At 55.8% G+C, this 21,375-nt stretch carries 20 protein-coding genes and 1 pseudogene; 16 read left to right on the forward strand and 5 right to left on the reverse strand.

Annotation, left to right across the window (positions count from 1 at the left end):
- Window positions 1–68 precede the first annotated feature (68 nt).
- The 5 genes from V9K84_RS25020 (at window position 69) to V9K84_RS25040 (ending at window position 8,933) form a co-directional block, all read left to right on the forward strand.
- Window positions 69–2,498: a TonB-dependent receptor gene (locus V9K84_RS25020; RefSeq protein WP_256582783.1), complete on the forward strand. Its 2,430-nt coding sequence runs from the start codon at window positions 69–71 to the stop codon at window positions 2,496–2,498.
- Window positions 2,499–2,817: 319 nt separating this feature from the next.
- Window positions 2,818–5,118 (forward strand): ATP-dependent endonuclease, encoded by a 2,301-nt coding sequence (locus V9K84_RS25025; RefSeq protein WP_177010351.1) that lies wholly within the window; start codon window positions 2,818–2,820, stop codon window positions 5,116–5,118.
- Entirely contained in the window at window positions 5,115–7,010 is a 1,896-nt protein-coding gene (locus tag V9K84_RS25030; protein ID WP_338793041.1) for a UvrD-helicase domain-containing protein, read from the forward strand. Before V9K84_RS25025 ends, V9K84_RS25030 begins: the two co-directional genes overlap by 4 nt.
- A 163-nt stretch (window positions 7,011–7,173) precedes the next feature.
- Window positions 7,174–7,563 carry a very short patch repair endonuclease gene (locus V9K84_RS25035; protein ID WP_338794415.1) on the forward strand — a complete coding sequence of 130 codons (390 nt, stop codon included), beginning with the start codon at window positions 7,174–7,176 and terminating at the stop codon, window positions 7,561–7,563.
- Window positions 7,564–7,631: 68 nt separating this feature from the next.
- Complete coding sequence (locus V9K84_RS25040; protein ID WP_256345762.1) at window positions 7,632–8,933, forward strand: DNA cytosine methyltransferase; 1,302 nt, start codon at window positions 7,632–7,634, stop codon at window positions 8,931–8,933.
- On the opposite strand, the gene V9K84_RS25045 is transcribed toward V9K84_RS25040, so the two are convergent.
- On the reverse strand, window positions 8,934–9,788 hold the full coding sequence (locus tag V9K84_RS25045) for a hypothetical protein (RefSeq protein ID WP_017131371.1): 855 nt from the start codon (window positions 9,786–9,788) through the stop codon (window positions 8,934–8,936). It abuts the gene before it with no gap.
- 456 nt (window positions 9,789–10,244) lie between these two features.
- Here V9K84_RS25045 and V9K84_RS25050 point away from each other — a divergent pair, with 456 nt between their 5' ends.
- The gene (locus V9K84_RS25050) at window positions 10,245–10,754 is read left to right on the forward strand and encodes a DUF417 family protein (protein ID WP_200645981.1); all 510 of its coding nucleotides are present in this window, start codon (window positions 10,245–10,247) and stop codon (window positions 10,752–10,754) included.
- Between the two features lie 44 nt (window positions 10,755–10,798).
- Here the strand turns inward: V9K84_RS25050 and V9K84_RS25055 are convergent, their stop codons facing one another.
- Window positions 10,799–11,644 carry an AraC family transcriptional regulator gene (locus tag V9K84_RS25055; RefSeq protein ID WP_017338310.1) on the reverse strand — a complete coding sequence of 282 codons (846 nt, stop codon included), beginning with the start codon at window positions 11,642–11,644 and terminating at the stop codon, window positions 10,799–10,801.
- A gap of 285 nt (window positions 11,645–11,929) precedes the next feature.
- Between V9K84_RS25055 and V9K84_RS25060 the strand changes: the two genes are divergently transcribed.
- A complete protein-coding gene (locus tag V9K84_RS25060; RefSeq protein ID WP_034139343.1) occupies window positions 11,930–12,406 on the forward strand; it encodes a ProQ/FinO family protein in 477 nt (158 codons plus the stop codon).
- 63 nt (window positions 12,407–12,469) lie between these two features.
- On the opposite strand, the pseudogene V9K84_RS25065 reads toward V9K84_RS25060, so the two are convergent.
- Window positions 12,470–12,642: pseudogene (locus tag V9K84_RS25065) on the reverse strand (histidine ABC transporter substrate-binding protein); the annotation flags it as partial.
- A 765-nt stretch (window positions 12,643–13,407) separates the two neighbouring features.
- On the opposite strand from V9K84_RS25065, the gene nthB reads away from it, so the two are divergent.
- The 9 genes from nthB to V9K84_RS25110 all read left to right on the forward strand — a co-directional run bounded on the left by nthB (window position 13,408) and on the right by V9K84_RS25110 (window position 19,604).
- Complete coding sequence (gene nthB, locus V9K84_RS25070) at window positions 13,408–14,091, forward strand: nitrile hydratase subunit beta (protein ID WP_034139341.1); 684 nt, start codon at window positions 13,408–13,410, stop codon at window positions 14,089–14,091.
- A 52-nt stretch (window positions 14,092–14,143) separates the two neighbouring features.
- A complete protein-coding gene (gene nthA / locus V9K84_RS25075; RefSeq protein WP_052199004.1) occupies window positions 14,144–14,809 on the forward strand; it encodes a nitrile hydratase subunit alpha in 666 nt (221 codons plus the stop codon).
- Between the two features lie 2 nt (window positions 14,810–14,811).
- On the forward strand, window positions 14,812–15,162 hold the full coding sequence (locus tag V9K84_RS25080) for a nitrile hydratase accessory protein (RefSeq protein WP_052199003.1): 351 nt from the start codon (window positions 14,812–14,814) through the stop codon (window positions 15,160–15,162).
- 70 nt (window positions 15,163–15,232) lie between these two features.
- A complete protein-coding gene (locus tag V9K84_RS25085; protein ID WP_034139340.1) occupies window positions 15,233–15,427 on the forward strand; it encodes a CbtB domain-containing protein in 195 nt (64 codons plus the stop codon).
- Between the two features lie 13 nt (window positions 15,428–15,440).
- On the forward strand, window positions 15,441–16,157 hold the full coding sequence (locus tag V9K84_RS25090) for a CbtA family protein (protein WP_338793060.1): 717 nt from the start codon (window positions 15,441–15,443) through the stop codon (window positions 16,155–16,157).
- Window positions 16,157–16,687, forward strand: coding sequence for a DUF1097 domain-containing protein (locus V9K84_RS25095; RefSeq protein ID WP_034139338.1), 531 nt, complete (start codon window positions 16,157–16,159; stop codon window positions 16,685–16,687). Before V9K84_RS25090 ends, V9K84_RS25095 begins: the two co-directional genes overlap by 1 nt.
- 9 nt (window positions 16,688–16,696) lie before the next feature.
- Window positions 16,697–17,890, forward strand: a complete 1,194-nt coding sequence (locus V9K84_RS25100) for a transporter substrate-binding domain-containing protein (RefSeq protein ID WP_218176382.1) — start codon at window positions 16,697–16,699, stop codon at window positions 17,888–17,890.
- Complete coding sequence (locus V9K84_RS25105; RefSeq protein WP_052199002.1) at window positions 17,887–18,501, forward strand: ANTAR domain-containing protein; 615 nt, start codon at window positions 17,887–17,889, stop codon at window positions 18,499–18,501. Before V9K84_RS25100 ends, V9K84_RS25105 begins: the two co-directional genes overlap by 4 nt.
- A 119-nt stretch (window positions 18,502–18,620) precedes the next feature.
- Window positions 18,621–19,604, forward strand: coding sequence for an acetamidase/formamidase family protein (locus V9K84_RS25110; RefSeq protein WP_034139337.1), 984 nt, complete (start codon window positions 18,621–18,623; stop codon window positions 19,602–19,604).
- 475 nt (window positions 19,605–20,079) lie between these two features.
- Here the strand turns inward: V9K84_RS25110 and V9K84_RS25115 are convergent, their stop codons facing one another.
- Together V9K84_RS25115 and V9K84_RS25120 are read right to left on the reverse strand one after the other, a co-directional pair.
- On the reverse strand, window positions 20,080–20,700 hold the full coding sequence (locus V9K84_RS25115) for a tyrosine-type recombinase/integrase (protein ID WP_003152807.1): 621 nt from the start codon (window positions 20,698–20,700) through the stop codon (window positions 20,080–20,082).
- A gap of 291 nt (window positions 20,701–20,991) precedes the next feature.
- Window positions 20,992–21,294: a helix-turn-helix domain-containing protein gene (locus V9K84_RS25120; RefSeq protein WP_025297873.1), complete on the reverse strand. Its 303-nt coding sequence runs from the start codon at window positions 21,292–21,294 to the stop codon at window positions 20,992–20,994.
- Window positions 21,295–21,375 lie beyond the last annotated feature (81 nt).

Genomic DNA, 21,375 nt, shown 5'->3' on the forward strand with positions numbered 1-21,375 from the left:
TCTCATCCGTCAATGACAGGAGCCGCGATGACAGCGGATTTCTGCCAAGACAACAGAAGGATCATTTCATGCCCCAGCTTTGCTTCTCCCCCTCGATCTCATTGCCCCGCGCAGTGCGCCTGGCGATGTTCAGCCTGACGATGGCGAGTGTGCCGGGGGTGGTGCTGATGCCTGCTGCGGCTCACGCCCAGAGCCGTATCGCCTACCACATCGGCGCAGGCCCGCTGGGTAGCGCGCTGACCCAGTTCGGCGTGCAGGCGGGTGTGACGATTTCCTTCGATCCGCGGCAGATCCACGCGCTGACCACCCCGGGCCTTGATGGTGCCTATGGGGTCGATGAGGGGCTGGCGCTGCTGCTGTCCAACAGCGGCTTGCGCGCTCAGCGCCAGGCCAATGGTGGGTATCTGCTGGTCCAGGACGGTTCCTCGGACGCGGTCGTGCTCGGTGCCACCACCGTCAACGGGCAGGGCCTGGGCGCCACGACCGAGGGCACCGGTTCGTACACCACGGGTTCGACCAACACGGCAACCAAGCTCGCCCTGAGCCTGCGGGAAACACCGCAGTCGGTGACGGTGATCACCCGCAAGAGGATGGACGACCAGAACATCCAGAGCCTGGACGACATCGCGCGCACGGCGACCGGTATCACCCTCACCAAGATCGGCACTGATCGCTCCACCTATTACTCGCGCGGCTTCGAGATCAGCGACCTGCAATATGACGGCATTCCGACCAACATCTCGGAAAACTACTCCATGGACGTCATGTCCACCTCGAACATGGCCATCTATGACCGCGTCGAGGTCGTACGCGGCGCCAACGGCCTGATGCAGGGCACGGGCAACCCGTCGGCGGCGATCAACCTGGTACGCAAACGGCCGACCCAGGACTTTCGTCTGGGCGCGGAGCTGGGGGCAGGCTCCTGGGACAACTACCGTGGCCAGGTGGATGTTTCCGGGCCACTGACCCCTACGGGCAATGTTCGCGGCCGTGCAGTGGCCTACTACAACAACGCCAACAGCTATCGCGACGGCTCCGAGCGTGACAACCAGTTGCTGTACCTGGTGGGGGAGGCGGATCTGAACGATTCCACCGTACTGACGGTGGGCGCCACTCTCCAGAAAGACAACCAGAACGGCTATGACTGGGGCGGCTTGAACACTCGTCGTGACGGCTCCTTCTATCCGCTTTCGCGTTCCACCAACCTCAACGGCAAGTGGGCCCATCTGGATCGCAACAACTACACGCTGTTCAGCGACCTCACGCACACCTTCGACAACGAGTGGAAGTTGACCCTGGCCATGAATGCGATCTGGTCGAACGCCGACTTTCTCTCCGCGTACCCGAACCGGGTAGCGGGCGACAACTATCGCATGACCGTCTCCCAGGCCGATTACGAAGACACCCAGTTCGCCCTGGACCTCTATGCTACCGGGCCCTTCGAGCTGTTCGGGCGCAAGCATCAGTTGATGCTCGGGGCCAACACGCGCAAGGACGAGTTCGACGCGGTGATCAAGAGCGCCACCAACAACCCGACGATCGACATCACCGACTTCGACTACAGTGCCCTGCCCAGCCCGATCCTCAATGCTATCGGCGCAGACTACAACTACACCCGCAAGGAGCGTGGCCTGTATGGTGCCTCGCGCTTCAGCCTGACCGATGACCTGAGCCTGATCGTCGGTACGCGGGTGAGCTGGTCGGACTACAAGGTGGCCAGCCCCTACACCAATGACCAATACCGGGAGAATGGCCGGCTGGTGCCATATGCCGGGCTGGTGCTGGACCTGGACAAGCACCACACCTGGTATGCCAGCTACACCGAGATCTACAAGACACAGAGTTACTACGGTGTCGGCAATACCTTGCTTGACCCGATCGAAGGCGAGAATTACGAAACCGGCATCAAGGGTGAATACTTCGATGGTCGGCTGAACACCTCGCTGGCAATCTTCCAGACCAGCTTGGAGAACATGCCCGAGGCGTTGCCGGTGTCGCCCACCTGTGGTGTGACGGGGACGAGCAAGTGCTATGAAACAGGCGCAAAAGTGCGTAACCGTGGCTTCGAACTGGAAGTTTCCGGCGAGCCGTTGGAGAACTGGAATGTCAGCGCTGGCTATACCTATAGCGATCCCGAATATGTGGCGGGCGCCAGCAAGGGTTCGGATTACTACCGCAAGATCCCGCGCCGCCTGCTCAAGGTGGCAACCGACTACCGCTTGCCCGGTGTCCTCGACCACTGGCGTGTGGGCGGCGATGTCTATGCACAGAGCCGCACTGCCGCCGACGTGACCGGGTACGACATCAAGCAGGGCGGCTACACCTTGCTCAACCTGCATGCGCACTACCAGATCAACCAACAGTTCAGCGTGCAGTACAACCTCAACAACGTTCTGGACAAGGTCTACTACCAGTCCTTGCCCACTTCGAACAACTTCGGCGGCCTGTACTACGGTGATCCACGCAATTTTGCGGTGACGCTGCGCTACCAATACTGATGCTTCAGGGGTTGGGACGGGTTTTTCTGGGCATTAAAAAGCCGGCTTGTGGGCGGCGTTATTTTTGATATTTTCCTAGGTTTTACTGGGTTTTCCTGCTGCTAACTATTCTGTCCCCCCAATTGTCCCCCCATTCTGGGGGCGCGTGTTTTTTTGCTGCAACTCTGAGCTTTCAGGCTGCGTGCTTCGGCGACAGTCATTGAGACCTCTGTTATTCCGTTCTCATGCCTAATCAGCTAGTTTGACACAGTCGCAAGCAAAGGCGATTTGAGGGATTAGGGCTCCAAACCGAGCCGTCAACAGTTGCAGGGGGCGACCAATGTACTTGAAGAAGCTGTGCATCAAAAATTTTCGTCGGTTACACGACGTTGTTATCGATCTCGCATCCGATATTTCGATTTTTGTTGGAGCGAACAATAGCGGCAAGACTTCGGCCGGTCACGCTCTCCAGCTTTTTACGGGTAAGGGCAAGTTTTCGCTCCACGATTTCAGTTCCGATCTTTGGCCGCATTTTGTTGCGTTCGGCGAGGGGCGTGCGAATGCGGCCCTGCCTACAATGTCGATTGATATCTGGCTTGAAATCGGTGCGGCTGATGTTCACCGCGTCATCGACCTGCTTCCCAGCTTGGCATGGCAGGGTTCTCTTGTCGGCTTGCGTGTAGCCTTTGTTCCGATCAATCCAGAGGTAACGCAAACCAAGTACCGAGAGATCAGAGAACGCGCTTTGGCAGCTGTCGCCAAAGAGCAGCGTGTAGAGGCTCCCTTCGATCCTTTTCCCAAGGATTTGCAAGACTATCTTCGCGATAAGCTTAATGACGAGTATGAGTTGCGCTACTTCGTGCTTGATCCGGCACGTTTTGATGCACATATGGCCGCTGAGCCAGGCTATGAACCCGTTGCGCTAATACCTGGAAAGGGCCGGAGTGGTCGTGAAATATTGAGCTCACTTATCCAAGTGGACTTCCTCCATGCGCAACGCCATCTTTCGGACAGTCCAGGAGGTGCGCGGGCAGAGGACCTCTCACGGGTTCTCAGCCGCTTCTATAGTCGGAATCTTGAGCAGAAGGTGGATGATGTCGATGCGCTCAGAGCACTCGCAAACTCCGAGAGTATGCTTAATGAGCACCTTCAGCGGGTTTTCGAGCCGACGTTAGAAAGCCTATCGAAACTAGGCTACCCAGGCCTGAGCAACCCGCGGCTAATTATTAAATCCGCACTCGATCCCTCCGTAATCATGAATAGCCGCGATGGTGCTCGGGTTCACTACGCCCTAGGAGCTTTGGAGAACGGTATTGAGCCACCAACGCTTCCAGATCGCTACAACGGCCTAGGTTTCAAGAACCTTATTTTCATGGTCGTTGAGTTGTTGGATCTTCATGCGCAATGGTTGGCAATTGAGGAAAATCGGCCGCCATTGCATTTGGTTTTCATTGAGGAACCGGAGGCTCACCTTCATGCACAGCTACAACAGGCGTTTATCCGCAAGGTCCTGGATATCCTAAAACTCAGTGCAGAGGACGCTTCTCACTGCAACAGCCAAGTCGTGGTGACGACCCATTCGGCTCACATTTTGTACGAGCGCGGCTTTCGACCGATAAGATATTTCCGGCGTAGGGGCCAAGCTGGGGATCGCTCGGAAGTACTGAACCTGTCGGTTTTTTACGAGCAGACCGATGACGGGGTTCGGAATTTTCTGGAGCGCTACCTCAAGTTGACTCATTGCGATTTGTTCTTTGCCGATGCCGCAGTGCTGGTCGAGGGCAATGTCGAACGCTTGCTTCTCCCGCAGATGATTGAGATCGCTGCACCTCGGCTTCAGTCAACCTACCTCACCATTCTCGAAATTGGCGGCGCATTTGGTTACCGGTTCAAATCGTTGATCGACTTTCTAGGGCTTACTGCACTGATCATTACTGATCTTGATAGTGTTGTTGGTCCTGCGGCAGTTGAGGCTGAGGAGGTTGTTCCCGAGCAGGTTGCAGTGCTTGAGGCTGCCAATGATGGAGGCGATCAGGACGCGGAAGATAATCAGGTAGAAGACCTTGAGGAGGAGGATCAAATTGAGGGCGCGGCTCCTAAACCCGGCAAAGCTTGTATCGCGGGGCATCCCGATGCAGTGACTTCAAATCAGACGTTGATTCAGTGGCTACCAAAATGCGGAACTATTGCTGAGCTTTTTGCCGCTAGTCCAGAAGATAAGACTCAGGAGCGAGTAGACGAGAGCACTTCATTGGTTCGTGTGGCCTACCAATCCCGTATCAATGTCACATGGAGAGATGAGACTAAGGCGTTAGCTGGAAGGACGCTTGAAGAGGCGTTTGCTCTGGAAAACCTTGCTTGGTGCCAGGATAAGTCCCGAAACGATTTGAAGCTGAGGATTCCGCGTGCCGCCGATAAAGACTTGAACTCTTTGGTCGAACGTATACATAAGCGCGTAAAGGGTGACAGTTTCAACAAGACCGACTTCGCACTCGGACTATTGGCTCAGGACCCTCACACTTGGCAGGTCCCGACCTATATTGCTGAGGGGCTCGCTTGGCTTGAAAGTGAAATAGCCCCCCAAGTAGAGGACGCTCAGAATGAGGTTGAACGAGATGCTGCGGAAGAGGGTGCAGCATGACTAGTCGTGTAGGAAAGCCTGACACTCAGGCTGACATTGAGCTCCGTGATTGCCTAGATGAACAGCCAGCGAGGTCTTTCGTCATGGTCGCCGGCGCTGGTGCTGGTAAAACCACGTCACTAATAAAAGCGCTCCAACATCTTGCTGTCACCCGTGGATCAGCTTTACGTCGAGCGGGTCAAAAAATTGCGTGCGTTACCTACACCGAAGTCGCAGTGTGTGAGATCTGGGGAGATGTGGGAAACGCGCCACTTTTCCACGTTTCGACTATCCATAGCTTTTTGTGGTCAGTAATTAGTCAGTTTCAGGTCGATATTCGGCATTGGGTTGCTGATCGAATTCGCGAAAAAATCTCGGTAAAACAAGAACACCACGATAAGCCCAGAATACAACAAAGAACCAAAGACCGCCTTATTCTGGAGATTGCTGAGTTAGAAGTAGAGATGGCTTGTTTAGACCGGGTGCCACAGTTTACCTACGGAATGGGAAGTGACTACGTTGCCGGTGTATTGGGCCACGACGATATTCTGAAGTTGGCTCCTGCCTGCATCGAAACTCATCCGCTCTTGCGCCAGCTTATCTCTAACCGCTTTCCTTATATTTTCGTGGATGAAAGTCAAGATACCAACCCGATTGTGGTTGAGGCATTAAGGTGTATCGCTGTCGAGCAACCAAATATCTGTGTTGGTTTTTTTGGCGATCCAATGCAGAAAATCTACATGACTGGCGCAGGACCGATAGTACTTGAACATAGCTGGCGCGAGATCACCAAACCTGAGAACTTTCGATGCCCAACCTCGGTTCTTGATGTTGTGAATGCGATTCGCGCATCCGGTGATGGCCTTGAGCAAACTCGCGGTCGGACTATCGAAGTGGATGGAGTATTTCAGCCTGTCGTCGGGTCGGCCCAGATTTTCGTGCTTCCAGCAGATGAACACCGGACTGAGCGCCTGGACGCTATCCGACGGTGGTTGCGACAGGCTACCGATGATCCATTATGGTTGAGTGACAATACTGACGCGGATGTCCGTTTGCTTGTTCTAGTCCATCGAATGGCTGCTGCACGCTTGGGGTTCCACAACCTCTATGCTGCGCTGCACGATCAGGCGCCCGATAGTCTGAAAAGTGGCCTTGAGGACGGCAGTGCGTGGCCTCTCCGAACGCTGCTAAAGATCATACTCCCGATAGTCCTAGCGGCACGGGCAGGTGATCAATTTACGATTATGGATTACCTGAAGGCAGAGTGCCCATTGCTGCAACCCGAACGCATTCGTAACCAGGATGCCCCTACCATTCTTCAAACGCTTCAACACAGTGTGAATGTCCTAGTCGATATGCTTGGGGAAGAATCGAACGCGACAATCAAGGAAATCCTGATTCACGTTAGAGGGAGCGAAATGCTCTTGCTAGATGAGCGATTCAATCCATTTCTTGAGCCAGAGCCAGAGCCAGCCGATGACGGTAGCAGCGGATTCAAAAATTTGGTCGCTTTCTTAGAATGTAGAGCAACCGAACTTTGGGGGTATCGAAAATATATCGAGGAGGAGTCTCCCTTCGCGACGCAGCAAGGTGTGAAGGGGGCGCAGTTCGAGCGTGTCCTTGTGATCTTGGATGAGGAGGAGGGCTCGCATAGCCATTTCTCGTATGGAAAATACTTTGGATTCGTTCCCCTATCTGAGAGGGACGAGGAGAACATTGAAGCCGGAATTGACTCAGTCCTGGACCGTACGCGAAGGCTCTTCTATGTTTGCTGTTCCCGTGCAGTGAAGGATTTGGCGGTTGTAATCTTCACTCCAGAGGTCGCTCAAGCTCGTGCTGCAATTGAGCGGGTGGGCCTATTTCCACCGAATGCGATATTTGGGCTTGAGGAGCTTCGCGCGGCGTCAAATTGATGTGATGTGGCTAGCGCCCCTTACGTGCACAACGTTCCGTTGCAGCACGGGGTGCTTGTAAATACGAGCCAAGGGGCGTCGAAATATTTCTAACCTACGCATAGGCGGGATATCTGGAGGATCAATGGTCGACCTCCGCTCCACAGAACAGCGACGCAAAATCATGCAATCCGTCGGAACCGTTGACACCGGCCCGGAAATGGTCGTACGTAGAGTCCTCCACGCCATGGGCTATCGGTACAGGTTGCACCGGAAGGATTTGCCCGGAAAACCAGATATCGTTTTTGCGAAAAAAAGTAAGATCATTTTTGTTCACGGCTGCTTTTGGCATGGGCATGCTTGCCCAAAGGGACGCCTACCCAAAAGCCGCTTGGAGTACTGGGAACCTAAAATTGATCGTAATCGCCACCGGGATCGCTGTACCGAGGATGCCCTTCGTCTCAGGGGGTGGGACGTTTTGACCGTATGGCAGTGCGAGCTCAAGGATCTTCACTCCTTGCGGTGTCGTTTGTCGGCGTTCCTTGGTCCTTGCAAAAAACCGATCGACATCTGATCCAGAATCGCGTAAATTCCACGCCTCGTATGAAGGCGAAGGTTTTTCTCGCCGAGGGAGGAATGCAGATGACACGACCAATTGGAATAGATCTCTTTGCCGGGGCTGGTGGAATGTCCCTGGGCTTCGAGCAGGCAGGCTTTGACGTGGTAGCTGCCGTTGAGATCGACCCAATCCATGCTGCCGTCCACTCTTACAATTTCCCCAACTGTGTGGTGATTCCTCAGTCGGTATCCTCGTTAACTGCTGAGGATATTCGTGATGCGGCGAACATCGGCCGCCGAAACGTAGATATCGTCTTTGGTGGCGCGCCGTGCCAAGGCTTTAGCCTAATGGGGCAGCGCGCCCTTGACGATCCGCGTAACTCGTTGGTCAAAGACTTTGTTCGTATTGTCGTAGGCCTGGAATCCTCATATTTTGTTTTTGAGAACGTTAAAGGCATTACGGTTGGCCGACATAAACAGTTTCTTGCTGAGCTCATCGAGGAGTTTCAGAGCAACGGCTATGACGTTCTGCCCTGGAGAGTACTCAATGCAGCAAACTATGGCGTACCGCAGGAACGAGAGCGCTTGATTCTGATTGGGGCCAAGCGCGGACTAAGACTTCCTGAGTACCCGGAGCCGACAACTAGATCGCCTAGATCCTCTCTGCTACTCGATGCACAGTTGCCAGAAGGACCGTCCTGCCAAGATGCTTTGGGAGATATTCCTGATGCAGAAGACTACGATGCGTTAATCGAAAGTGATTCAACAGCCGTCAAGTGGGGACGTCCGAGTGCCTATGCCAAAGTTCTTCGCGACATGGTTGCCGAGTCGACCTACTACGGCTACAAAAGAAACTGGAACAAAGAGCTACTAACAAGCAGCCTTCGCACGAATCATTCTGAAATATCTCGTGCTCGATTTGCGTCAACAGAGATGGGCCAAGTAGAGCCTACCTCTCGATTCTTTAAGCTGCACGCTAACGGGGTGTCTAACACGCTTCGTGCGGGCACTGATTCTGCCCGGGGCGCATTCACAAGCCCTAGACCCATCCACTATAAGTACCCGCGCTGCATCACCGTGCGAGAAATGCTTCGTCTACATGGATTCCCTGACTGGTTTCGCACGCATGTAACGAAATGGCATGGTGCGAGACAGGTCGGGAACGCTGTTCCTCCTCCACTGGCTCGAGCAGTCGCAGCAAGTATCATTGACGCTATTGGCTGGGTACCCTCCAGTCCTACCGGGGCTATTTTGATGGGGGATGAGCGACTGCTTTCCATGGACATGGGGCAGGCCTCTCGCCATTTCGAAATCAATGTTCCAATCAAGCAGCGAGATCGCAAGGGAACGCCAAAACCTAGGCAGTCAGCCACTCAGCCCGCGTAGTTAAATGCCCTTTACCTTCGGCTGAAGCACGAACATAGCGTCTCGATGGAATGTTGGGACGCTAAACTGACCTAACGAATCCCTGGTCACTGCTGCGAATTCGACCACATAAATCCCTTTGTTTCTGATCGCTGCAATGGCTACAGGGATGACGAGATCAGTATCAGTCGACTCGAAAGCGGCTATCACCTGACGGCCAATTTGTTCAGTTAAAATGCGTTGATTACCTTGTTTAGCTTCCACGGTAATGAGTACTTCAGACTGTTTTCCATCAGGTGCGGCGCGCAGCGCTCGGAATAGTGCATCTATCTGAACCTTTCTCAGTTTGATGTCCATTTGAAGGTGCGTGAGCTCCAACGCATCAATCTGGCTGCTCGCTGCGTTAGCAAAGTGGCTCTCAATGATTCGTAGGTTCACGGCTACTTGAAGCAGCCATGATTCATCTGTACGACCTAGCGCTTTCGACGCCAGAGGTAGGCTGAGGCTTTGCACCGGGAAGCTTGGCGTAGAGTCAGATGGAAGAAAATCTTCGTCGAGGCTGTCAAGGGCACCAGCTATCCCGTGAACAAACTCGAAAATTGCTCCATCACCTGTCCTTTGGACCCCGCCGATCTCCAAATCCTTCAGTCGTTGCGGCCAAATCTTCGAGGCGCTTTTACCCCTGACAATGTCCTTCATGAAATTAAACGGGTTGCCGTCTAGCTTCATTTTGATGCCGTGGTGCTCTGCGCAGTAGCGTTTCGCGTCTTGGACGTCAGCTGCGCTAACGAGTGTGCGTGAAAACGTCTTGGTCCCCTCGTCGTAAAGCGTATCGAATATCCGTTCGATAATTATCGTTTTCTCGCTAACGGCCATCCACCCATGCTCCATCTAAAATCTAGGATGCGAGATGGTAGCAAGAAAGACCTAGACCGAGGTGGGTGTTGGCGCTGACGCCGAATTAACCCAGTGGTCGATGCCACGCTGATCCAACTGGGTAATTGCACGGACTTGCCCACCCATTTGCATTCGACCTGACCAGTCATTTGCATCGGATTTGACCGGCATGATTCGTGGACACGACCGGCAGAGAACGACCCAAAGCCGACGTCGAGGACTCTTGTTTTATGCCATTCAGAAACGGTTTAAATGGTGCCGCCAGGGAGCATGGCGATCGCTTTAGACCTGAATGAGTCGAGACGATCTGCACCGAACGCAATACGTTCAGACGCCACGAGCGTGCGGACAAAGGCAACACTGTATCGACTCCCAACGCACACCGCGCAGGGTTGCTGATTAGCGTTCCTCACCACACTCTTGGAAGCATTGATCATGAAAACCTTCAGAATCGAGAACTACGAAACCAACAGCGCACAAAACCCTTCAACGCTCGGGTTCAAAACCATGGCGCTTGGCATCTACGGGGCCTATTTTGCGCTCGCCGTCATTTACTTCTGGTTCGGCGGAATGAAGTTCACACACTACGAAGCGGTCGGACTGGTTCCGCTGGTGAGCAACAGCCCTTTCCTGGGTTGGGTTTATGAGATTTTCAGTGTCGACACCTTCTCCAATCTGCTTGGCGTTCTGGAGGTCTCGATCGGAATACTGATTGCAGGTCGCTTGCTGTCACCGAAGCTTTCTTTGATAGGTGGCGTGCTCTCTGCCGGACTCTTTTTCACCACCTTGAGCTTCATGTTCTCGACCCCCGGCGTGATCGAACCCGGCCTCGGTTTTCCCGCTATTACGGTCGCTCCAGGTCAGTTTCTACTTAAAGACATCGGGTTACTTGCCGCTTCGATTTTCGTGGCTGGCCATTCTCTGACGGAGCTGGAACGCCGTTGAGCCGATGATCGACCACCCGGGATGGCCCGGAGCAGTTAGATGTTTCAGGCCATCGCTCCATCATCTGAACCTGCCAGGTCTTTAATCCAGTCCCGAGGACTGTAGCCCGTCTTGCGTCGAAACGCGCGCGCAAGTGCCGAAGGACTTTCATAACCGACTTCGGAGGCGATCAGTGTAATCGACCGTCCTTCACGAAGTCGCTTCTGCGCCAGGCTGATACGCCAACTCAGCAGATAATCGGCGGGCGTCTGCCCGATAACGGCACGGAAATGCACCGCGTAGGCCGCGCGAGACATGTTCGATTCGCTCGCCAGTTCCGCAATTGACCAAGCACGATGAGGTGCGTTGTGAATCTGCACCAAAGAGCGCGACAACCGCGGGTCAGCCAGTCCAGCCATCATTCCAGTACGCAACTGGTTGTGATCAAGCAGATGTCGAAACAACAGGATGACCAGCAGTTCGAATAACCGTCCCAGCGCTGCCTCCCGACCACAATGTGCACCCGCCGCCTCGCCGAACATCCATTTCAACGTATCGGCCAGCATTGGCAGTTCATCCAGGGACAACACCAGACAATCGGGTAACGAAGCCGACAGCGGGTTATCGACCCCACCCTCAAACTCCATTGACGCACACAACAACTGAGCTCCCTCGGACTCACCGGCAAACAATTGATGCCGGCTGGGGCGCGGCATAAAAATCAGGCTGGGCCGGATCAGCAGCAATTCCTTACGATCGGCTCCCAGTAACGTAACACTGCCAGCTTGTAGCAGATGGATATACCCACGACCGTCAGCGCCGTCGTAAGACGACAAGCCGCACAGTTTGCCACTGTAAAACAGGTTTGCGCGCACGCCGAACTGTGACAACAAGGTAGACAAGCGATCCATGGGCAATCTCTTGGCAGAAATAGACGCCCAGATCATAACACCGCCGGATTGCGCCCCATCGTGACTCAAATGCTGTATTACCTGATGGGCTAAGTTCGATCAATCTTTGCCTGAAGTGACGGCCGCTTAGCGTCGATTACTACCCGTCACGACAGGCAGTAATCGGCCATGAGCTGCCATCTGGTATCGACGAAGCCAGTGACGATATTCCAGTCACAGCTGCTAAAGCGCGCCGCATCGAATATCCTAGCTCCACGCAACCACCTCGAAGCAGTGTATTGAACGATGGGTTTTGAACAACTAGCGGAGCTACGTGACCGTCTGCGGGCTGAAAAAGAGCCAGCAAAGGCCGTCATCCAGACAGACCTCAAGTGCAAATCCTCCCCCCAGGCCAAGCCTCTCAGCCAGGATCCTGCGTTAGAAGCGATCTGGCCATTGCAGAAGCATTTTCCATTGGCTTTCCCAGTCAATCCGTCCCCCAAGGTTCCGCTCAAGGAAGGCATTCTCAAAGATGCTGAGCAACACTTGGAACTACTCGGACTAACCCGCGAACAGCTCCAGTTAGGAATTTCTACTTGGTGCCGAGGAACTCGGTACTGGGCAAGCATGGTAGAGAATGCGCCACGCTTGGACTTGGGCGGTCAAGCAGTTGGCACTGTGACCGCCACTCAGGCGAAGCAGCAAGCTTCGCGGCAACGCGTCCAAGACCGAAAAAATCGGGCGAAGTTGAAAACGCATGTCCCGGCACCAGTCGAAAGCTGACAGGGTTTGCGGGCCCCTTACGCGAAATGCGACGCCCAGCGTCGCATCTGCAATGTGATTCGATTACAACGAAGCCTGGATTCTTTGTGCGGCCGCATCGCTCACCCATCCGTGCCAGATTTCCAGATGCTCCCTGAAGAATATCTTCGCCAGCTTCGCGAGTCGATGTGCTCCTTGGTCATCAGCGCCAGGTTCTGGTTGAGTAGATCGATAGGAAGATTGACCTTCTCCAGCACTAACGGGCAGTTCACCCTCGCGCGCAGTCTAGGATCTCGTGAAGCGCAGCCCACGGGTATTCTTTTTTTCCATGGCTAGCCTCGCATGTACCGGCATGCAGAAACGGTCTCTCACAATCTTCCAGCGCTTGGCTCTCCAGGCAGCCAGTGCATACCACTCGCCCGGCAACGATCATCCATAGATCGTTCCATTTCTCAATTCTTCGCTCGATTTCCATATCCTGACTCCTTTCATGTGGGTCCATGGATCGAACGATACATCGGGGGGCAGCCGCTTTGATACGCTCGAAAACATCCCCCATTTTGAGGGAAATAATGCTGCACTGATATTCGGGGCATCGGGTGAAAGCTGTGTTTGTCATCGTCGGCTGGTTGCCTCACACCAACAGGAAAATTCTAACTTTGCTCTAAAAGTCTAGGATGGCAGCATCCAAACTAGAGGTATTTTTCAGTATCAAAAATTTCACAGCTGCCCAGCGTTTGTGCACTGGTTCCAACGTAGTGCAGCTCTGAAAGGTGGCCGAGCCCTCCCCATCCGTTACCAAATCCTGCTAACTATCTGTTTTTAATAGCTTTCAACTTCCCCCTTCTCTTTCTGTAAAATTTGGCACGAGTCCTGCTTTACCCAACTGCGGTCATCACGTGCGTCATCGACGCCGGCCGAAAATACATACCTGTCAGCTATTCGCTGACAGATCGGCAAATAAGCCCTTCAAGCCTTCACGGCTCGGAGGGTTTTTTTTGGTTTTTTTAAGGAGCACGCGCATGAAGCTTCAGCAGTTTTTGGGAGGAATCGAAGGATTGGGCCCGGTCACGGTGGAGAAGCGGGTATTCGTACAGCCGTGGGAGGCCCGTCTATTTGGGGTGCACGCGACGATGATGGGCACCAGCATTTGGGCCTGGCCAGACCTGCGGGTTAAAGCCGAGGGCATGAACCCGCTCGACTATTTCAAGTACCGCTATTACATCAAGTGGCAAGGCGCGATGGCCGAATTCCTCGTGGAACGTGGGTATATCGAGGCTGCTGAACTCGACGCACTGACCCAGCGTTTTCTCGACAACCCGGACACGCCACTGCCCGAAAAAGGCAATCCGCAGATCACCGAACGCGTGATCGATTACCTCTGGACCGGCGACAACCCGTATCGAAACATCGCCACCCAGCCCAAATTCAAAGTCGGCGACACCGTCTGCGTCAAAGATGTACCACTTGGCATCCATACCCGGCTACCCGGCTACCTACGCAACAAAGTGGGCGTTGTGGAAGTGGTGTACGACGGCGCCTACCTGTACTGGGACAAAGGGCCGACCGATGGGCTCGGCACACCCCAACCGGTTTACAACGTGCGCTTCAAGACCACCGACATCTGGTCAGAGATCCCTGACCACGGCGACGTTTTGTACAACGACTTTTTTGAAGTTTACCTGGACAGCGTTCAGCAGCAATGACGCGCCAAGCGCACGCGGCCTCGCCCCTTTTACGAACCAAGGAATTGCACCGATGAGCACACACGATCACGACCACGACCATCAACATGCGTCCGGCGAGCACCATCACCACGATGAAGAACGCGGCCCGGAAAGCTATTACGCGGCCCGCACCAAAGCACTGGAATCGCTGTTTCGTGAAAAAGGCCTGATCGGCACCGACACCGTTGATCGCGTCATCCACTTCTTCGACCACGAAATGGGGCCGTTCAACGGCGCCCGGGTCGTAGCCAAAGCCTGGACAGATGAGGCTTTCAGAGCGCGTCTGCTGGCCGACGCAAACCAAGCCATTAAAGAGCTGGGCTTGCGTGAAGGCATCGAAGGCGAAAACCTCAAGGTCGTCGAAAACACCCCAAGCACCCACAACGTCGTCTGTTGCACGCTGTGCTCATGCTGGCCGTGGCCGCTGTTGGGCCTGCCACCCTACTGGTTCAAGGATCCGGTGTTCCGCGCACGCGTGGTGCGAGAGCCCCGCGCGGTGCTGAAGGATTTCGGTGTCGAACTGGACAGCTCCAAGAAAGTCGCGATCTGGGACAGCAGCGCCCAAGTGCGCTTCTTCGTGATTCCTCAGCGCCCTGAGGGCACCGACCACTTCTCCGAGGAGCAGTTGGCCGCATTAGTGTCCACCGAAGCGATGCAGGGATTGGGTCTGGTTAGCACGGCGCAGCAAGGAGCCTGATCATGAGCACGCTGAAAAACCGAGTGGATCAACTGTGCGGCGACCGCAGCGCCCTGCCGAAAAACCAGGAACGTTTGGTGTTTGATGAGCCGTGGCAAGGGCGAGCGTTCGGCCTAGCCCTGGCGCTCGCCGAACAAGGCGCTTACCAGTGGGATGAGTTCCGCGCTTCGCTGATCTCGAACATCGGGGCCTGGGACAAGACTCACACTCCCGACGACCCTGACTGGCATTACTACCAGCACTGGCTGGCCTCGCTGGAAAAACTGGCGATGGACAAAGCACTCGTCACTCCCGAATCCCTCAACGCTCGTACGCAAGAGTTCCTTGAGCGTCGTCGGGACGAAGTCATCTGAAGCCGTCTGAAGTTATGTGAAGCCGTTGGCTTCAACACCCTCATCACAGCGCGAACACGAGGTACACATCATGTCTACTCTTCAATCCGTTTCAAGCATCACTACCACCGTATCGTCCGCTCGAAGCGCCCGGCGCGTGCTCAACGCCTGCTGCGTGATGTCCCTGGGCGCGGTGCTGCTGTACTTCGCCGGTTTTTCCAGCCTGCCGGCTTTGCACAACGCCGCGCACGATACCCGTCATACCGCTGCATTTCCTTGCCACTGAGAGGGCCTGAGCCATGATCAAGCGCATGCTGCAAACGGCGGGTTTCGCCGGGATGGGGGCCGCTCTAGTGTTGACGCTCATCCAAGCAATCTGGGTGTCCCCGCTAATCCTTCAGGCCGAAACCTATGAGCAGGCGGCCAGTGCCGGCCATTCCGATCCCCATGAGGCAGGCGAACATCATCACGAAGATGCCGGTTGGGCCCCAGAGGACGGCTGGCAGCGGGTGACGTCCACCGCCGCTGCCAACTTGGTGGTCGGCGTGGCGTTCGGGCTGGTGCTTGCGGGGGCGATCAGCCTACGGCCGCCGCGCAAGCTCTCAACGGGGGTGCTGTGGGGGCTGGCCGGGTACGCGGTGTTTGTACTGGCGCCCTCGGCGGGTCTGCCACCGGAACTGCCCGGCACGCAAGCGGCTGATCTGCACGCCAGGCAACTCTGGTGGGTGGGTACAGCGATTGCTACGGCCATTGGACTGGTGCTCATCGCCTTCGCGCCAAAGGCCTGGTTGAAGGTGGCTGGCGTCGTGCTGTTGGCGGTGCCTCACCTGATCGGCTCGCCGCAGTTAGCGTCGCCGGAGATGCTGGCGCCCGCCGCGCTGCATCACGAGTTCGTGATCGCGACGTTTATGGCGGACGCCTCGTTCTGGGTCACGCTGGGGCTGCTCTGCACCGTATTTTCCCGTCGTGCCGCAACTTCCGGGCTGTTCAAATCCCCACAGCAGGAGTACGCGTAATGTCTGAATTGACCAGCCTTGCGATCAGTGTTGCCCTGCTGGGCGGCGTGTGTACCTGGTTCACGCTCTCAGTGGGGGTGCTGCTCATTTGGGCGGCCTTCGCCGCCTGGGCCTGTTTTTTCCACTCAGGTGGAGACGTGCGCGCCCTGCGCACCACGATCGTCTCCAATTGTTTTGGCGTGTTCACCGCATGGCTGACGGCGGTAGTGATCGTCTCGGTGCCGGGGGCGACGGTGTTGGGCGAGACGATCTGGGCCAGCGTCGTGGTCTGCATCAGCATCGCCTGCTACATCTCGGCGGCCAGGGTTGGCCTGTTCTCCTCGATCCCGGCGGTGACCTACGGCTATGCGTGCACGTTTGCATTTCTGCTGCAAACGCCCGGAAAGTTCAGCACTGAAAACCTCACCAGCCTGAGCTTCTCCAACGCATTGATCATCGTGCCCGCGTCAATGGTCGTGGGCGCGGTATTTGCCTTTGCGTCGGCCCGCTTCGCTGCACGCCTGCAACGTCGCGCTGCATTAGCTTCGTAGGAACTGATGATGGCAAACCTTTCTCACAAGACGTGCGTGCGGATCGGCCTGATGTGCTCCACCACTGGCTCGTACCAGAGCATCGGCCAGGCGATGCTCTGTGGGGCGCTGCTGGCCATTGAGCGCGTGGCGCGCGACCCGCGCTTCACCTTCTGTTTTGAGCCTGAAGTAGTCAATCCGGGCGGGGACTTGACCCAGTACTACGCGCAAACCCAGGCACTGCTGGACAGCGGAATTCGGCACGTCGTGGGGTGTTACACCTCGTCGAGTCGCAAGGAAGTTTTACCGCTGTTCGAGCGGCGCGACGGCTTGCTCTGGTATCCCTCGCACTATGAAGGGTTCGAGTGCAGCGACAACGTGATATACGTAGGTGCCTCGCCCAACCAGCACATCGTGCCGCTAATCAGCTACCTGATGAACACCGTGGGCAAGCGCGCCTATTGCGTGGGCTCCAACTACGTGTGGCCTTGGGAAAGCAATCGGGTGATGCGCGAAATACTGGAAGCCAACGACGGCGATGTCGTCTGCGAGCGTTATCTCCCGATTGGCTCCACCGATGTCGAGCAGATCATCGATGAGGTCCAACGCCTCAAGCCGGATTTCGTGTTCAGCTCGTTGATCGGGGAATCCGGCCAAGCCTTCGTGGCCGCCTATGGGCAGGCCGTAAATACACAGCGGATTTCTGCGTCCACTCCGCTGGCCAGTTGCACGTTGTCGGAGGAGGAACTGAAAGCCGTGGATGCCAGCGTGCGCGCCGGGCATATCTGTTCATCGGTGTACTTCCAGAGCATCGGCACCCAGGCCAACGCGGAGTTCGTTCGTGACATTAAGCAGCGGTACGGCGTGCAACAGGTGACGTCCGCCGATGCTGAAGCCTCGTTCATCGCGGTGCTGTTGTTGGCCGAAGCCATTCACCTGGCAGACACCGACGACGTGCAGCAGGTCAGAAGCGCCTCCGTTCAAAGCCGGTTGAACGCCCCTCAAGGGCCAGTGTGGATCGACCCGGAAAACCACCACTGCTACCTGACGCCGCGCTTGGGCATCTCCAACGCCAACGGGGATTTCGAGATCCTGGCGAGCGCGAAGGAGCCGCGCAAACCAGACCCGTACCTCACATGGTTGGACATGGGCAAAGTCGGCGATGGCGCCGTGATGGAAGACCATGGCGATCGCCTTAAACCGGAGTTGAGGATCGTCAGATGAAAAGGCCTCAGCTTCCCAACCTGCGTGACCATCGCGTGCTGATCCTGCACAAGAAGGACCATGACTATCAGGTCTTGAGCGGGCAACTGGTGAGGCTGGGATTGAAAATCATCGAGCCGGTCGAGGGCCAAGCCTTGCCTTGGTCGGAGGTGGACGTGTGTTTTTTCGATGCCAATCAGGCCCACAAAAATACCTTCCCTTGGCCGGATGGGGAACCGCGAGTGCCGTTGATTGCCATGTTCAGTGCCGAAACCCCTGAGAGGATTCACTGGTCATTGACGCAAAGGGTGTGCGCGTTTCTGGTCAAACCGGTGCGCTCAAGCGGGACATTCCTGGCCCTGCAACAGGCGATTTTTGAATTCGGATCGCGGTCCCGGGCCGACGCTGAAATTACCCAATTGCAAGAGCGTGTGAAGGCCCGGCGGGTAGTGCTCAAAGCCGTAGTCAAGCTGATGGAGTTGGCCAACATCGACGATGACCAAGCCTATGAACAGCTGAGGGAATCGAGCATGACCAATCAGATGTGCATGGAGGAAATGTGTCTGCGGTTTTTGCAAAGCGGCTGTGAGAAAAGCGCGCTGAACATGCTGCGTCACCAGCGAAGGCCCTGACTCGGCCAGACACAAACGCTCGCGGCCCAAGCCGCAGTTTATCGATATCACCCCCCTCAATGGCGCACCGCTGGTGGTCCGCCAAAGGGAGCTTTTTGCCAAAAAAATGGAGTCAACGTATGAACTGGCTGGAAAAATCGATCATGTTTACCCGGGGCGTGGCCCAGGGCAAAGAAGGTGAAACCCACGAGCTGACAACAGATCGTCAGGGAAAATTTCACTACACCATGGGCCCCTACTCGGACCCGGTTCTGCACATTCGCCCAGGGGACAGGGTTATCGTCGAAACCGCCGATGCCTTCGAAGGCAAAGTCAAACATGAGCACGATCGCCCCAGCGAACTGCTGCGCATGCCGTTTCTCAACCCTCAGAGCGGCCCCATCATGATTGCAGGCGCCGAGAAGGGAGACGTGGTGGCCGTCCGCATCGAGTCGATCCTGCCACGGGGTGAAAACCCTCGGGGTACGTGCTGCATGATCCCCCGTTTCGGCGCCCTGACCGGCACCGACCTGACCGCGATGCTGACCGACCCATTGCCCGAGATCACCCGCAAAATCCATGTCGACGAGCAGCATGTCCATTGGAGTGATCGCGTGACCCTGCCCTATCAGCCGCACATCGGCACGCTAAGCCTTTCGCCTGAAATCGACTCGATCAACTCCCTTACGCCCGACAACCACGGCGGCAATATGGACTTGCCTGACATGGGCCCAGGGAGCATCACGTACTTGCCGGTGCGCTCGCCAGGTGGGCGTTTGTTCATCGGCGATGCGCATGCGTGTCAGGGCGATGGTGAGGTGTGCGGCACGGCCGTGGAGTTCGAGAGCACGACGACCATCCATGTCGAGCTGATCAAGAACTGGAACATCGACTGGCCGCGCCTTGAAACCGAATCCATGCTGATGGCCATCGGCAGTGCACGCCCCTTGGAAGACGCGACGCGCATTGCGTACTGCGAATTAATTCTTTGGCTGGAAAAGGAGTACGGCTTCGATCGCTGGGACGCCTACATGATGCTGAGCCAGTGCGGCAAGGTGAGACTGGGCAATTTCGTCGACCCAAAATATTCAGTCGGTGCAGCAATCGACAAGCGATACCTCTGAGCAGCAAGGCCACCCACCCTGTTGTTGACGAGCCAAAGTCCTCCAAAAAACATTCAGTGCACAGTCACGTTTGATCGCCAGCCATGCTCCCGCAAACGGGGCGAGGCTGGCACCCAGCATGAGACGACTCTAGACGAGAAGGGCGAGCCATTGAGCAAATGGGGTAGGGACTTATAACAGAGTTCCATTGTGCGTCCCTGCTAGAGCGGGGCGAACTCATTCGTCCCGTGGTGCGAAAATTATGGAACTCAGGATAGCGGCGATCACTAGCTGCTGCTAGTGGCCTTCTGCCCCAGCAAGCTAGAGAGCCTAGGTTGTTGCCGCTGATGCGATTTTGACCCAGGCTGCTAATTTAGCTTGGCCCACATGCGGCATTCGAACTCACCCCAATGAATAGCCCTAGTTTTCCCAAACACGTCGAAGGTCTGCTTCTGGCCGTTAGCGACGGCCTGACTTCGACCGTCGCTATACATGGTCAAACCTCGGTCTGCTCTGCCATTTCCAAGGCGTCGTCGACCTCAATCCCAAGATATCGAACGGTGCTCTCCAGCTTCGTATGGCCAAGCAGAAGTTGAACGGCCCGCAAGTTCTTTGTCCTGCGATAGATCAGTGATGCCTTTGTACGTCTCATTGTGTGAGTGCCATACATGGCCGGATCAAGGCCAATGGCTTGCACCCAGCCTTTGACGATACGAGCGTATTGACGAGTGGATAGATGGTCTGAGGTGTGCAGCCTGCTCGGGAAAAGGCAGTCCTGGCTACGGAGCTGGGCTTGGTGTATCCAGGCCGCGAGAGCAGACCGTGTTTGCTCAGTAATTTCGAACTGCACTGGTCGCTTCGTTTTCTGCTGCATAACCATTGCTCGTGATGACACATGCTCGCCATGAGCAACGTCGCATACACGGAGCTTGGTTAAGTCGCAGGCTCGAAGCTTGCTGTCGATGGCCAGATCGAACAAAGCCAGATCCCGGGTTCGTTCTGCAAGCTGAAGCCTTACTCGGATGGCCCAGATATCTCTCAGCCGGAGCGGGGTTTTCTGTCCGACCAACTTTCCTTTGTTCCAGGGCCGGCGGGTGCAGGTAGCAGTGATGTTCATGGCAAGTCCTCCACATGTGGGAGGACAAGCATGGCTAGCCAGAGAAGTGGTCGCTAACCGGCCACTAGCGGCCTGTCGTAAGCGGCATAATCTGTAGACGAGCCACCGATACTGCGCACAAGCGAAACGCTCCAGCTGCTCGATTGAGGCCATCTGGGTAAGGCGTTTACGTCGGGACTAGTCATGCTTCCGCAGTCAGCGGCGAGGTAGTCCCTGAGCTCACTGGAGCCCAGGGTTTCGAAGCAGGCCGTCTTCAGCGTCTTCCTCGATGAATTGACTCTCAAGCCAGCCTTAGCCGCGCTGAGATAAGATCGTCTCGAGCAAACCAGGAAATCGATTGTTCAAATCATCCCTGCGCAACGAGTTCATATGGGTCGTGCCGATGGTTTGGGTTTGGACCAACCCGGCATCTCGCAGCACCCTGAAGTGATGGGACATGGTGGACTTTGGTCGGCCACCGTCCAATTCGCCACAGCTGGCTTCGCCCAGTTCGGCAAGGCGTCGGACGATCTCCAGGCGCACAGGATCGCTCAAGGCGTATAGCAGACGCTCGAGGACGAATTCAGTGACGGGAGGGTGTTTGTAGGGGCGCATGAACGAAGCATACACGGGTTTGCTCTATCTCCATAGTTCGAATACTATCGAATTAACGTAATAGACAACCCTCGGAGAAAC

Origin of the sequence: Pseudomonas sp. AE27 (genome assembly GCF_037113495.1) — a bacterium.
GTDB lineage: Bacteria > Pseudomonadota > Gammaproteobacteria > Pseudomonadales > Pseudomonadaceae > Aquipseudomonas > Aquipseudomonas palmensis.

Excerpts from the sequence above, each read along its gene's own strand:
- V9K84_RS25020 (WP_256582783.1), top strand. The coding sequence starts at position 69 with ATGCCCCAGCTTTGCTTCTCCCCCTCGATCTCATTGCCCCGCGCAGTG.
- V9K84_RS25025 (WP_177010351.1), top strand. The coding sequence starts at position 2,818 with ATGTACTTGAAGAAGCTGTGCATCAAAAATTTTCGTCGGTTACACGAC.
- V9K84_RS25030 (WP_338793041.1), top strand. The coding sequence starts at position 5,115 with ATGACTAGTCGTGTAGGAAAGCCTGACACTCAGGCTGACATTGAGCTC.
- V9K84_RS25035 (WP_338794415.1), top strand. The coding sequence starts at position 7,174 with ATGCAATCCGTCGGAACCGTTGACACCGGCCCGGAAATGGTCGTACGT.
- V9K84_RS25040 (WP_256345762.1), top strand. The coding sequence starts at position 7,632 with ATGACACGACCAATTGGAATAGATCTCTTTGCCGGGGCTGGTGGAATG.
- V9K84_RS25045 (WP_017131371.1), bottom strand. The coding sequence starts at position 9,788 with ATGGCCGTTAGCGAGAAAACGATAATTATCGAACGGATATTCGATACG.
- V9K84_RS25050 (WP_200645981.1), top strand. The coding sequence starts at position 10,245 with ATGAAAACCTTCAGAATCGAGAACTACGAAACCAACAGCGCACAAAAC.
- V9K84_RS25055 (WP_017338310.1), bottom strand. The coding sequence starts at position 11,644 with ATGGATCGCTTGTCTACCTTGTTGTCACAGTTCGGCGTGCGCGCAAAC.
- V9K84_RS25060 (WP_034139343.1), top strand. The coding sequence starts at position 11,930 with ATGGGTTTTGAACAACTAGCGGAGCTACGTGACCGTCTGCGGGCTGAA.
- nthB (WP_034139341.1), top strand. The coding sequence starts at position 13,408 with ATGAAGCTTCAGCAGTTTTTGGGAGGAATCGAAGGATTGGGCCCGGTC.
- nthA (WP_052199004.1), top strand. The coding sequence starts at position 14,144 with ATGAGCACACACGATCACGACCACGACCATCAACATGCGTCCGGCGAG.
- V9K84_RS25080 (WP_052199003.1), top strand. The coding sequence starts at position 14,812 with ATGAGCACGCTGAAAAACCGAGTGGATCAACTGTGCGGCGACCGCAGC.
- V9K84_RS25085 (WP_034139340.1), top strand. The coding sequence starts at position 15,233 with ATGTCTACTCTTCAATCCGTTTCAAGCATCACTACCACCGTATCGTCC.
- V9K84_RS25090 (WP_338793060.1), top strand. The coding sequence starts at position 15,441 with ATGATCAAGCGCATGCTGCAAACGGCGGGTTTCGCCGGGATGGGGGCC.
- V9K84_RS25095 (WP_034139338.1), top strand. The coding sequence starts at position 16,157 with ATGTCTGAATTGACCAGCCTTGCGATCAGTGTTGCCCTGCTGGGCGGC.
- V9K84_RS25100 (WP_218176382.1), top strand. The coding sequence starts at position 16,697 with ATGGCAAACCTTTCTCACAAGACGTGCGTGCGGATCGGCCTGATGTGC.
- V9K84_RS25105 (WP_052199002.1), top strand. The coding sequence starts at position 17,887 with ATGAAAAGGCCTCAGCTTCCCAACCTGCGTGACCATCGCGTGCTGATC.
- V9K84_RS25110 (WP_034139337.1), top strand. The coding sequence starts at position 18,621 with ATGAACTGGCTGGAAAAATCGATCATGTTTACCCGGGGCGTGGCCCAG.
- V9K84_RS25115 (WP_003152807.1), bottom strand. The coding sequence starts at position 20,700 with ATGAACATCACTGCTACCTGCACCCGCCGGCCCTGGAACAAAGGAAAG.
- V9K84_RS25120 (WP_025297873.1), bottom strand. The coding sequence starts at position 21,294 with ATGCGCCCCTACAAACACCCTCCCGTCACTGAATTCGTCCTCGAGCGT.